The organism is Oxynema aestuarii AP17 (genome assembly GCF_012295525.1).
In the GTDB taxonomy this organism is placed as follows: domain Bacteria; phylum Cyanobacteriota; class Cyanobacteriia; order Cyanobacteriales; family Laspinemataceae; genus Oxynema; species Oxynema aestuarii.
This window is the reverse complement of the sequence record NZ_CP051167.1, coordinates 4,733,605-4,746,626: the sequence shown is the minus strand read 5'-3', so window position 1 is coordinate 4,746,626 and position 13,022 is coordinate 4,733,605. Positions and strand designations below refer to the sequence as shown.

Below are 13,022 nucleotides of genomic sequence, written 5' to 3'. Positions count from 1 at the left end.
AATTCGCCCAATTAAAAAATGAGATCGAACGCTAAAAACTCACTTTTTAAACGTTAAAAATCTCTCCAAAATTGCTAAAATTCGGGAGAAGTGGCATCAAAAAAAACGATACTTATACAAAGTAAACCCCATGCATTCCGCCTGCAGTCGATTCCCGAGGGAGAGGGAAGCGATCGCCAACCCTCTGAGAGCCTCGATCTAGAGATTGGATGGAGAGCCAAAAAAAGTACCCCAGTAGAATAATTTCGATAAAACCTTTTATAAATCTCGGTTTAGTCCTATGCACCATCGCCATTTTGCCTTATCTACGGCGATCGCCACGACCGTTGTGGGATTGAGCTGTAGCGCCGCGATCGTGGTGGGGCGATCGCAACCCAGCCTCGCCCAAACACCAGCCCTTCCCGCCGATCCCGTGATTCGGGTTACCCCTAACTCCCCCCAACTCGAACAAGCCTATACCTTGGGAGGAGGCGATCGGATTCGCATCGAAATCCTGCGCGTTCCCCAGTACAGTGGAGAACAAGAAGTCCTCGTCGATGGGTCTCTCAACCTGCCCCTCGTCGGTAAAATCCCCGTAGAGGGGTTGACCTTAGAACGGGCCAGTCAAGTTCTCGTTGAAGCCTATTCCGCCTATCTCAGACAACCGATCGTCACCGTCTCCCTCGTCGAACCGCGCCCCTTAAAAATCGGGATTGCCGGAGAAGTCCAACGACCCGGCGCCTATACCCTGACCCGAGAAGGCGCTCAATTTCCCACCTTGACCCGGGCGATCGAAATTGCCGGAGGAATCACCCAATCCGCCGACTTGAGAAACGCGCGCATCCGGCGTCCCCAACATTCCGGACCGGATTTAGAGATCCAGGTAGACCTGTGGAGTCTGCTCAAAACCGGGGATCTCAGCGCCGATCTGACCCTACGCGACGGCGACACGATCGCCATTCCCACCCTCACCGAAATCGACCTGCAAGAAGCCTCGGAACTCGCCGCCGCCAGCTTCGCCGCCAAAGAAGTGCCGCCATTAAACATTGCCGTCGTCGGCGAAGTCTACCGACCGGGAACACACACCCTCAACAGTAGCGGCGGCGCCGAAGGCTTACCGACCGTCACCCAAGCTCTGCAAGCCGCCGGAGGAATCAAACCCCTCGCCAATATCCGGCGCTTGCAAATACGGCGCCCCACCCGCAACGGTTCCCAACAAATCATCGAAGTAGACTTGTGGCAACTGTTGCAGGTTGGGGATCTCAGCCAAGACTTGCGCCTGCAAAATGGAGATACGATCGTCGTTCCGATCGCCCGTGAAATCGAACCGTCCGAAAGCACGCAACTCGCAACGGCGAGCTTTTCGGCGGAAAACATCCGAGTGAACATCGTCGGCGAAGTCAAACAACCCGGAGGGATCCAAATCCCCCCCAATACCCCGCTCAATCAAGCCTTATTGGCGGCGGGAGGCTTTACCAATCGAGCGGATACCGATTCGGTCGAGTTAATTCGGCTCAATCCCGACGGGACGATTTCTCAACGAACCATCGACCTCGATTTCAGCCAAGGACTCAACGAGCTCAACAACCCGGCCCTACGCAACGCCGACGCGATCGTCATCAGTCGCTCTACCTTAGCAAGTATCTCCGATACCATGGATACTGCGATCAATCCTTTGGGTAAATTGTTAACCATTCTCAATTTTCCCTTTCGCTTCTTCGGATTGTTCGGTCAGTAAGCCCCCACTCGGGAAGGCGATCGGCTAGAATTGCTGGCACCCGTTGAGAGTTGTCAAGGGCGATCTTTCGAGACTCTCAAAGAAAGTCCCGTCGAGACAGGTAAACATGGATGATGGACAGTACGCTCAACCTCTAAGTTTGGCGAAATCAGCTCCGTCGAACGATGACGATGAAGGCGGTTTAGATCTCACTCAGATCGTCGGCGCCGTTCGTCGTCGGCTGTGGGTAATTGCTGGCTTGACGGTGTTAGTTGCTACGGGAGCGACCCTCAACGCACTGAACTATACTCCCGTTTATCAGGCACAATTTGAGATTCTCACCGAACCCGTTACCGTTGAAACTCAGGTGATTTCTTCCCTCCCACAAACCTTAAGCGGTCGCGAGGAATCGCTTTCGACCCTCGACGAGACCAAAATTAAGGTCTTGCTCAGTCCGGGGGTGCTCTCTCCGCTTGTCGAGCAATTGCAAGGGAAATATCCGCAATTGAGCTACCAAGCCTTAATGAAAAATTTAAGTATTAAAGTTACGGGAGCGAATATTTTACAAGTCGGTTATACGAATTCGGATTCGGAGTTAGTCGCCGATGTTTTAGAATTGGTAGCTGAAGCATTTCTCAGCTACAGTTTGGAGGAACGCCAAACCGATATCCGCCAGGGAATTGAGTTTGTCGAAGAACAAATTCCCCAACTGGATGCTCGCGTGGATAATTTGCAGCAGCAACTGCAAAATATGCGACAAAGGGATAATTTAATCGATCCGGCGAATAAGGCCCAACAACTGACCAGTCAAATGGGAGGGGTCGAGCAGCAACTGCTCAATAATGAATTGGAATTGGCGAAAGTGCGATCGCTCTACCAAGATTTAGAACGAGAACTCTCGGAAAATACCCCCGAATTAGCAACGGCGGTGGCGTTGAAAGATAACGCGCGCTATCAGGGATTGTTAACTCAGTTACAAGACATTGACACGCAGATTGCGAAAGATTCGGTGTTGTTTCTCGATACCAGTCCCGACATTCGCATTTTGCGGGAACAACGGGAGAATTTATTAAGTTTATTGGCTCAAGAAGGGGAGCGCGTTCGTGCAGAATTGGCCAGTCAGTTGCGCGAACTCGAAGCACTCGATCGCGCCTTACGCCAGACGGTCGAACGGCTCAATGGAGAGGTCAAACGACTGTCAGTAATTACCCGGGAGTACAGCGATATTCAACGGGAATTACAAATTGCCACGGAGAACCTCAATCAGTTTTTGGCGAAACGAGAAGCGTTGCGAATTGATGCGGCTCAACGGGAGATTCCTTGGCGGTTGCTCGCACCGATTGGCGAACCTCAACCCTCGAAAAATGATGTCAAGAAAACCGCAGCTTTAGGAATTATTTTAGGGTTAATGCTCGGGTTTGGTGCGGCGTTAGGCATCGATAAATTAAGCAACCGCATTTACACTCTTCGCGATCTCAAATATTTGACAAAACGTCCGATTCTGGGTGCGATTCCTTTAAATCGACAGCTTAAAAAGGTGTCGGCGGTTGTCAGTTTGTCGGCATTAGTGGAACAAGTTACGGCGAAATATACGTTGAGTTCGGCGTCCGGTCGTGCGTATCAAATCGAGCCTTTTTTTGAAGCATTTTGTTCTTTATATGCTAATATTCGCCTGTTGAATTGCGATCGCGCCATCCATTCGCTGACGATCGCCGCTTCTGGAGACGATGAGGGAACGTCTACGGTAGCGATTCATTTGGCGCAGGCGGCGGCGGCGATGGGACAACGGGTTTTAATTGTGGATACCGACTTGCGTTCTCCGGAGTTACACGAACGCGCGGGATTGTTGAACAAACACGGATTGACGGATTTAATTACGGGACAGTTTGAATTGGAAGAAGCGATCGAGCGATCGCCCCTTGAAAATAACTTATTTGTCTTAACGGCGGGGTCGATTCCTCCGGATCCAATTCGGTTACTGGCATCGCAAAAAATGGTCGATTTAATGCACAAAATGCAATCGACATTTGATTTAGTCATTTACGATACGACTAAAATTGTCGGTCTGGCGGACGTGAGTTTGATTACGGCAAATACGGACGGTTTGCTGCTGGTAGCGGCGATCGGTAAGATTAAAAGTGGGGTACTCGAACGCGCGTTAGACGATCTGCGATTGGCGGGGATTCCTTTGTTGGGAACGGTCGCCAATCGAGTTAAAGTAAGGAAGTTTTAAAACATAATAGGAAAGATATCGAACTCGGACGAGAACGGCGATCGCTTAGATCTTAAAAACTAAGGGATCCAGGACTCTCTAGGAAGAATTCTCTCTCGAAATAACGCCGATACAATTCACAACTGACGCGGACTTCTTCGCCGTCGAGTTTAACTAATCCCATACTTTCCAATTCATAGGCGAGGATGGGTTGTAAGATCGCCCCACTTCCCGATCGCACGACTTCTCGAAAGGCTTCGGTTAATTCGGCGTTTTGTTCTAGAGTGACCCAATGACGGCGCAGGTGGTCGCGGTAAATTCCTGCTTCAGTGTGGGCGGTTTGTAATAACTGTTTGAGCGAGGTTTCTTCGCGGGCTAAATGGTACAACGCGATCCGAACTAAAGCGGGATGTCCGCCGACGAGATCCATGAGTTGTTTGACGGAGCGATCGCGCATCCAATTCAAGCCGTGACGGATTGCTAGATCCATCACTTGTTCTGGGGTAAAATCGGTTAATTTTAACGGTAAACCGACGTTAAAAGGGGATTGGTGGATCTGGAGGGGGACGTAAACTTCAGTTGAATAAACGATCGCCAATCGCAATTTTTGCCAGGCGACAATATGTTGAGCTTCTTCGTGCCACGATCGCAATAAGGGTAAGAAATCCCGAGCGAGTTCGGGATATTCAAAAACGCGATTGACTTCATTTAAGGCTAAAAATATGGGTCGGTCGATCGCTTCGAGGATATACCATTTAAAATATAAAGTTGCACTAATTTTAGAACCGATCTCTTCATCCCAATATTCATCTAAATTAGGAGCTAAATTTAGCCGTTGCGCCACGAGCCTGCAAAAGCAACGCAAGAACTTATCGGGATGATTCAAGATGGCGACATCGGCTTGATTGAGGTCGAGCGGAGCGACATGATAGCCCAACCTGGATGCTTCTTTTAAAATCCGCAACATTAACGAACTTTTCCCCATTTCTTTGGGGGCTTTGATGCGAATTACACTGGCAGGTTTGGTAATTTCTGCATAAGCTTGTTGTTCGATGGGGGGGCGTTCGATGTAAAATCGCGAGACTAAGGGAACCGGACCGCTCGGATATTCTAATTCTAGCTTACTTGGGCGTTTTTGGAGGTTGGCGTCAACTAAATATTGTTGTTGGAGATTAAGAGAATTGGATTCGACGATCGCCCGGAAATTGGTTTTAGAAATCGGGCGATCGAGAAGCTTAGAAAGGGTCTGCCACAAGCGAGCGGCGGTGGTTCGCAAATAATCGACTTCGTAAACGGAGTCCCGCGCCATGTCATTATATGTTTTTCCTTCCCAAGCTTGGCGCAGGACGAGTTCTTGAGCGGGATTGAGGGCTTTATTTTGACTGGCGCATAGTAAATTTACTAACTCGTCGATTGTCATAAGAAAGCGTTGGCAAACTGAGATTTTAACATGAGCGATCGCGTCAACAGCCATCGAGCCGATAGGCTATTATGTAGCCATCTTGCTTTCCCGTGCAAACGATCGCCCGAGGGATGCAGCGATCGTGCGGGGATTCCAGTCCCTCAAATCTGGAGCGGCGAGGGTTGCAATAGTCTCTTAGAGGATTGCCTTCAAGTATCAATTTTCTATACGGCTGAGATTCAAAATACCTAGTTCGTTGGTTCCGATTAATGTCAATAGGGTATCCTTTCGGATTCTTAGGTTGGCGATTTTTTCATAATTCTTGCACTCATCTATTTCCAGTTTAAAGCTTCAATTGAAAAAAGGGAATCGGAGATCGCCGTTGCCGATCGGTGAATGTACGCAGGTACTCACTTAACCGAGGTCACTTGGCGATCGCTCCTTCATTTTTCCATAAAAAAAGTAATTTTTCGGATTGACAAAAGTTCGATTTTAGCATTCAAAGTGGCGAAAAGAGAAAAGTAACGAAACGAGCGCGCGATCGCGGATCGCCGGACGAATCGGTGGGAAAAACAGGCAATCCCGGAGCGATCGGCGATCGGGATTGCCTTAACCGAAACTGGGAGCGATCGCGCCCGCCATCGACCAGAGCAGATCGGCGCTTCCAGGGAGGAACGAGCGGGGAATTCCCGTGGTTCGATCCCCTGGCGAGATCTTATATACTTTGAAAAGAACGGCCATGTCTTATCAATTCAGGGGATGGCATATTTTCGATTGCGATAGTCGCCAGAAAGATCGCTAAAAGAAAAAGCACTCAAAACGAGAGTGCGATCGCGTCGGAGCCGTTTGCTGCGAAGCTGCAAAACAATTCGGTTTTCGCTAAACCCCCCCGAACTTTGATAAAAGTCAGCTTCGCTCGGGAATGGAATCGACTTTTTAAAGCCAGCGAGAGAGCCTTAAAAATAACTGGGGCTGATTTTGCTTAAAAAGAGAAAAATAATGTCTGTTTACCGAAAAAAAACTGTTATCGATCGCCGGACAATTCCATCGGAAACTTGCCCGGAAAACTGTGCGGCTCTTTGCGATTTCCTGTTAGCGAGAGCCGATCGCGCGTCCGAGGGGTGGTGGTCGGTCAAAGCCAGCAGCCGAGAACTGCTATATCTCAACGAAGCCGCGCGCCAACTCTACGATCGCCCGAGTGAAGCCTTTGAAAGCGCTCCCCACCTGTGGTTGGAGGCGATCGCCCCTCGCGATCGCGCCCGAGTGGAAACGGCGATCGCCGATCTGCTCGATCGTCCGCCAACCGACGCCACTCCCCGACGCCTCAGCCTCGAATACGCCATTCAACGACCGAACGGATCCGAATGTTCGGTCCGTCACGAACTGTGGGTGACCCCAGACACCGGGGAAACGCCCCAACGACTCGACGGCGTCGTGTACGCGCTCCCCCGACCCCAGAGCGAACCGAACCCCTCGTCATTGCCCCTCGATCTCGGGCGCACTCTCAACCGGGCGCGGGACTTATACTTTATTGCCGACTCGCGGGGGGAATTGCAGTGGGTCAATCGCGCCTGGGAACGCTTATTTGAGGGCGTTTGCGCCCGTGGGGAGCGGGATTGGCTCGCTCGGATCCATGCCGACGATCGCGCCTTGGCTGCAGCCGAACTCGAACGCTTGCACCGGGGAGAACCCCACAGCCAATTTGAAACCCGGATCGACACCGGGGATGGTAGGGAACGGTGGGTGGAATGGAGCATTACGGCGGACGGTGGCGGCGCCCTCTTCGGCGTCGGACAGTCGATTGACGAGCGCAAACAGAAACAACGACGACAGCGCGATCGCCAAATCCAACTGTTAAAACAACAAATGGCCCTGGTCGAACTGGCGAAACACCGGAGCTTGTACGGCGCCGACCTCCAGTTTGCCGCCGCCCAAATTACCGAAACCGCCGCCCGGGTTCTCGGGGTCGCGCGGGCCAGTATCTGGCTTTACGATCGCGATGGAGAGGCGATCGTCTGCGAGGATCTCTACGAACTCGACGGCGACCGACATTCCCGGGGATCGATGTTGTCGGCGCGGGACTATCCGGCATATTTCCAATCCCTCGGAGCTAATCGAGCGATCCTCGCCCGCCACGCGCGCACGGATCCGCGTACCCGGGAATTGAGCGACGATTATCTCGTTCCCCTGGGGATTACGGCGATGCTGGACGTGCCGATCCGATGCGGCGATCGCCCGCACGGGGTTTTGTGCTTGGAACATCTCGGGACGACAGAACGCAATTGGAGCATTAGCGAGGAAAACTTCGCCCAATATTTAGCCTACGCCCTCGCCCTGACCCTGGAAACCAACGATCGCGCCCGGGTCGAAACTGCCCTCAATCGCAGCCAAACGCGGTTTGAGAAAGTCGCCGACAGCATCCCGGGGGCGATTTACCAATTGCGGCGATCGCCCGACGGCGAGCTGTCGTTCCTCTACATCTCCTCCGGATGTCGGGAACTGTGGGAAGTCGAACCCGAGGCGATCGTCGCCGATCCCGAGGTCTGGTTCGGCCAAATTCATCCCGAGGATCGCGATCGCGTCGAACAAGCGATCGCCGCCTCTGCGACCCATTTAGAGCTGTGGCAGTCCGAATGGCGCACGATCGCCCCGTCCGGAGAGTTCAAATGGCTCAAAACCGCATCGAAGCCCGATCTCGAAGCCGACGGCAGCGCGATTTGGTCGGGAGTGGCGATCGACATTACCGAACTCAAAGCGACCGAAACCGCCTTAAGCGACAGCGAAGCGCGCTATCGGGCGTTTGTGGAAACGATCCCCGACATGTTATTCCGCCAAAGTGCCGACGGGACCTTTCTCGACTTCAAAGCCCCCAATCTCGAAAATCTGGCGGTTCCCCCCAGTGCTTTTTTAGGCAAAAAAACCCGGGAAGTGCTGCCCCCCGCGATTGCTGAAACCGTCGAGGGATATATTGCTTTGGCCCTAGAAACGGGACGAATTTACAGTTTCGAGTACCAACTCCCCAACCCAGACGGGACCTTAGCAGATTTTGAAGCGCGGATCGCACCGATTGACGAGACCGAAATTCTCGGGATCGTGCGCGATATCGGCGATCGCAAACGGGCCGAACGACAAGTGGCAGAAGCGTTGAAAGCCACCGAACGAACCAAACGGCTGCTACGACAGGTGATCGATACGACCCCAGATTGGATTTTTGCTAAAGATCGGGACTTTCGCTATCTGTTGGTCAACCAAAGTTACGCGACGGCGTTGGGCAAAACTCCGGAAGAAATGCTCGGTCACGACGATCTGGAATTGGGATTCCCTCCCGAGCAAGTGTTCGGCGATCGCGATCGGGGTATTCGCGGCTTTCGTGAGGACGATCGCGCCGTTCTCGCCGGAGAGAGGATCTACAATTCTTACGATCCGGCGACCGACGGTAACGGGAAGCTGCGCTTGTTTGAAACCCAGAAATTGCCGTTAGTGGACGAAGACGGTCGGATCGTCGCCATTATCGGTTTTGCGCACGACTACACCGATCGCCAACAGGCAGAAGCGGCGTTTCGTCACAGCCAAAAGCAACTCCAAGAAGCCCAACGGATCGCCCAAATCGGCAGTTGGGAGTTGAATGTCGCCACCGGGGCGATCGTCGCCTCGGAACAACTGTACCGGATCTTAGGACGAAGCCCCGACGAGGCGATCGCTTCCGTTGACGACTGGTTGCAGGCGATCGACCCCGACGACCGCGACGCTTACCGCAACGCCCTCGACACCGCGATTTCCCGTCCGAGTGTTTGCGATCTCGACTTGCGGGTGATGCGTGCAGATGGCACTTGGCGCTATGCCAACGCTCGCATCGAATCGAGTGCGGATCCCGACGGGACAGTGATGCAAGTGTTCGGTACGGTTCTCGATATTACCGATCGCAAACATGCCGAAGCTCTCAATGAGCGCCTGCTGGGGATTCTCGAAGCCACCCCCGACTTTATCGGAACGACGACCCTTTCCGGACAAGTTACCTACATCAACCGAGGCGGTCGGCAGATGATCGGCTTGAGTCACGATCGCGACCTCGGGGATTTATCTGTCGGCGACGTACACCCGCAAGAGATCGGTCAACTCATGGTCGAAGTCGTCATTCCTACGGCGATCGAACGGGGGATCTGGCACGGTGAAACTCAACTCCTGCACGCCGACGGTCACTTAATTCCCGTGTCGCAAGTGGCGATCGCCCATTACAACGATAACGGGGAGGTCGAATATTTATCGACGATCTGCCGCGATATTTCCGAGGTCAAAGCGGTGGAAATGACCTTGCGAGAACAAGAGCAGTTTTTACGCAGTATTTATGAAGGGGTCGATATCGGTATTTCGATCGTCGATATCGAACGGGACGAATCGCCGACGGGCTACCGTTTCCGCTATGTCGGTCACAATCCGACCTGGCAGCGACTGGCACCGATCGCTCCCGAGGGAATCGTCGCCGAGGCGACGCCTGGGTTCCTACCCGCCAATGCGGCTGAAATTCTCGGCGATCGTTATCGAGAATGTGTAGACAGTGGGGAGGCGATTCGTTTCGAGCAAGCGTTTAATTTCGATCGCGTCGCCACCTGGTGGGAAATCGCCATTACTCCCCTTCGCGACGAGGAAGATCGGATCTGGCGGGCGATCGTCACCACTACGAATATCACCGAACGCAAACAATCGGAATGGGCCTTACAAGACAGCGAAGCCCAATATCGAGAATTGGCGTATCGGGAAGAACTGCTCAACCGTCTGGCGACCCAAATTCGCAATTCTTTAGATTTACAAACTATTGTCGCTACGGCGGTCAGCGAAATTCGCAATTTGTTAAAGAGCGATCGCTGTATGTTTTGGCGCTACTATCGCGACGGGGAACGACCGTTTTGGGAGTTAGTCAACGAAGCGAAAACCCCTCAGTTAGCCAGTAGCAATGCTTATTACAGCCACGAACAATTGGGATCGTTCGGGGAGATGTTACTACAATTCAAACCGATTCAAATTGACGACATCGATCGCGAACCCGACCCCACCTTACGCGCCTTGATGATGGCAAATCAACATCAATCGAGTTTGCTGTTACCGATGCAAACGGAATTGGACGAAATCTTCGCGGTGATTTGCACTCAAGATCTCTCCAAACGTACTTGGGAAAAAGACGAGGTGGAATTGTTACAGGCAGTGTGTAATTCCCTGGCGATCGCCATCGATCAAGCCTCGTTATATACGCAATCGCGGGAGTCGGCGCGATTGGCGACGGCGAAGAGTTTGGAATTAGAACGAACTTTAACCGAGTTACGACAAACTCAAGCGAATTTAATTCAAGTGGAAAAAATGTCGTCTCTCGGTCAGTTAGTGGCGGGAGTCGCCCACGAAATTAACAATCCGGTGAATTTTATTTATGGGAATTTGATTCATACGGAAGAATACATGGCAGATTTATGTTCGGTTTTGGCATTGTACCGCCAGCATTATCCGGATCCGAGTCCGGCGATCGAAGCGGAGATCGAAGCGGTGGAATTGGACTATTTAATCGAAGATCTCCCCAAAACGATCGCCTCGATGAAATCTGGGGCCGAACGAATTCGCAAAATTGTCCAGTCGCTTCGGACTTTTTCTCGCTTGGACGAAGCGGATATGAAGCGAGTTCGGATTCAGGACAATCTCGACAGTACATTGATGTTATTGAAACATCGCTTGCAAGGCAATTCCCATCGCCCGGAGATCGAAGTAGTTAAAGAGTACGGTGATTTGCCGGAAATTGAATGTTATCCGGGACAACTGAATCAGGTCTTTATGAATATTTTGAATAATGCTCTCGAAGCGATCGAAGAGCGCGATCGCAGTTCTAATTCCGGGCAAAATCACCCGGAATTGGGACAAATTCTCATTGCCACGCGATCGCTGGCTAATTCGATTGAAATTCGGATTGCCGATAATGGAATCGGGATGAGCGAAACGACGATCGCCAAAATTTTCGATCCGTTTTATACTACCAAACCCGTCGGTTTGGGAACGGGGTTGGGATTGGCGATCGCCTATAAAATTGTGGTAGACAAACATGGGGGAACTTTGCACTGTACGTCTCAAATCGGTCGCGGAACTGAGTTTGTTTTAGAAATTCCTCTGACCCAAACGCGATGAGCGATCGCCTCCTGATGTTAAGAGGATTTTGAGGGCTTATTTTAAAGCTATTGATTCGATTCCCCAGTCATTTCAGAGTAAAATACAATTAATGACTTCTCTGTTTTCTCCCGGTCATCGCTATTTTAAATATCGCCTATTTCTCGCCCTTTCCATCCTGGCGATCGTTCCGTTAGGACTGGGGTTAAAGTTTTATCCCGGTCCGGGACGCGAATGGGTTAACAATAGCTTCGGTGGCGTTCCTTATAACATCTTTTGGATGTTATTACTGGCCTTTTTGGTGCCGAAGTTGTCGCCTAAATGGAATGCTTGGATCGTGTTTTTTGTGATTTGTGCCGTAGAATTTCTACAGTTATGGCATCCGCCCTTTTTAGAGGCCATACGGGCGACGTTAATGGGTCGGTTGGTATTGGGAACGTTTTTTACGTGGTCGGACTTTCCTTATTACGCGATCGGCTGTTTGGTGGGCTGGTGGTGGTTGCATTTTTTACAACATCAAGCCTTACGCAGTCACTTAAATCGGGCGATCGCGTCGGAAGAGTCCGAAGGAAATCATTAACCGAAAACGACGGTGCGATCGCCGTAAACTAAGACCCGATTTTGCAGGTGCGATCGCACGGCCCTCGCTAACACGATCCGTTCTAAATCTTTCCCTTTCCGAATCAAATCCGCGATTTCATCTCGGTGAGAAACTCTCACCACATCTTGTTCGATAATCGGTCCGGCGTCTAACTCGTCGGTGACGTAATGGGCCGTCGCCCCAATGATTTTCACCCCGCGTTTGTAGGCTTGATGGTAGGGTTTTGCACCGACAAATGCAGGTAAAAAGGAGTGGTGAATATTGATAATATTCGGGAAGCGCGTGATAAAGTTATGGCGCAAAATTTGCATGTATTTTGCTAAAACAACGATGTCGATCTGGTAGTCTCGCAATAATTGCAACTGTTTTTCCTCTTGTTCGGCTTTATTGTCCGGCGTAATCGGTAAGTAGTGAAAATCGGCACCAAATTGAATCGCAATCTCTTTTAAGTCTTCGTGATTGCTAATAATTAAGGGAATTTCTGCTGTAAATTCTTTGGCTTTTTGTCGCCAGAGTAAATCGAGCAAACAGTGATCTTGTCGGCTGACCCAAATCGACAAGCGGCGCACGGTATCGGAAAAATGCAGTTGCCAATTCGCTTGTAAAGATCCGGCGAGTTGTTCGCAAGCGGGGGCGATTTGTTCTCGGGATAAATCGAAGCCTTCTAATTGCCATTCGAGGCGAGTGAGGAAGATTTTCCGGGTAAAATCGGTGTGGTGATCGGCGTGAACGATATTGCCACCGTGAGAATAAATAAAATTAGCAATTTCGGCGACCAATCCCCGGCGATCGGGGCAAGAAAGTAATAAGGTTGCGGTGGGTGAGGTCATTGGGATTTTAGATTTTAGATGTTGGATTTTAGATTATATCATTGGGGTATTTCACTTGATTTTTTGCAATATATAGTCATTTCTAAACAAGCAGAATTCTCGATTGATTGATGATTTTATGACTTGTTATACCATTTTTG

6 protein-coding genes are annotated in these 13,022 nt (G+C 51.0%); 4 read left to right on the top strand and 2 right to left on the bottom strand.

From position 1 onward, the window contains the following. Positions 1-280 precede the first annotated feature (280 nt). Both HCG48_RS19040 and HCG48_RS19035 read left to right on the top strand, forming a co-directional pair. Positions 281-1,717 (top strand): SLBB domain-containing protein, encoded by a 1,437-nt coding sequence (locus HCG48_RS19040; RefSeq protein WP_168570570.1) that lies wholly within the window; start codon positions 281-283, stop codon positions 1,715-1,717. Positions 1,718-1,823: 106 nt separating this feature from the next. Beyond that, positions 1,824-3,929, top strand: coding sequence for a GumC family protein (locus HCG48_RS19035; protein WP_168570569.1), 2,106 nt, complete (start codon positions 1,824-1,826; stop codon positions 3,927-3,929). Between the two features lie 52 nt (positions 3,930-3,981). Here the strand turns inward: HCG48_RS19035 and HCG48_RS19030 are convergent, their stop codons facing one another. Further along, a complete protein-coding gene (locus HCG48_RS19030) occupies positions 3,982-5,328 on the bottom strand; it encodes an AAA-like domain-containing protein (protein ID WP_168570568.1) in 1,347 nt (448 codons plus the stop codon). Between the two features lie 981 nt (positions 5,329-6,309). On the opposite strand from HCG48_RS19030, the gene HCG48_RS19025 reads away from it, so the two are divergent. Together HCG48_RS19025 and HCG48_RS19020 are read left to right on the top strand one after the other, a co-directional pair. Beyond that, positions 6,310-11,472: a PAS domain S-box protein gene (locus HCG48_RS19025; RefSeq protein ID WP_168570567.1), complete on the top strand. Its 5,163-nt coding sequence runs from the start codon at positions 6,310-6,312 to the stop codon at positions 11,470-11,472. 91 nt (positions 11,473-11,563) lie between these two features. Next, positions 11,564-12,031, top strand: a complete 468-nt coding sequence (locus HCG48_RS19020) for a ribosomal maturation YjgA family protein (protein WP_168570566.1) — start codon at positions 11,564-11,566, stop codon at positions 12,029-12,031. Here HCG48_RS19020 and purU read toward each other — a convergent pair. Continuing rightward, on the bottom strand, positions 12,028-12,882 hold the full coding sequence (purU, locus tag HCG48_RS19015; RefSeq protein WP_168570565.1) for a formyltetrahydrofolate deformylase: 855 nt from the start codon (positions 12,880-12,882) through the stop codon (positions 12,028-12,030). The two genes, HCG48_RS19020 and purU, sit on opposite strands and share 4 nt — an antisense overlap. Between the last annotated feature and the right edge of the window lie 140 nt (positions 12,883-13,022).

What these genes read in the sequence shown, in the direction of transcription:
- HCG48_RS19040 (WP_168570570.1), top strand. Translation starts at nt 281, where the DNA reads ATGCACCATCGCCATTTTGCCTTATCTACGGCGATCGCCACGACCGTT.
- HCG48_RS19025 (WP_168570567.1), top strand. Translation starts at nt 6,310, where the DNA reads ATGTCTGTTTACCGAAAAAAAACTGTTATCGATCGCCGGACAATTCCA.
- purU (WP_168570565.1), bottom strand. Translation starts at nt 12,882, where the DNA reads ATGACCTCACCCACCGCAACCTTATTACTTTCTTGCCCCGATCGCCGG.
- HCG48_RS19030 (WP_168570568.1), bottom strand. Translation starts at nt 5,328, where the DNA reads ATGACAATCGACGAGTTAGTAAATTTACTATGCGCCAGTCAAAATAAA.
- HCG48_RS19020 (WP_168570566.1), top strand. Translation starts at nt 11,564, where the DNA reads ATGACTTCTCTGTTTTCTCCCGGTCATCGCTATTTTAAATATCGCCTA.
- HCG48_RS19035 (WP_168570569.1), top strand. Translation starts at nt 1,824, where the DNA reads ATGGATGATGGACAGTACGCTCAACCTCTAAGTTTGGCGAAATCAGCT.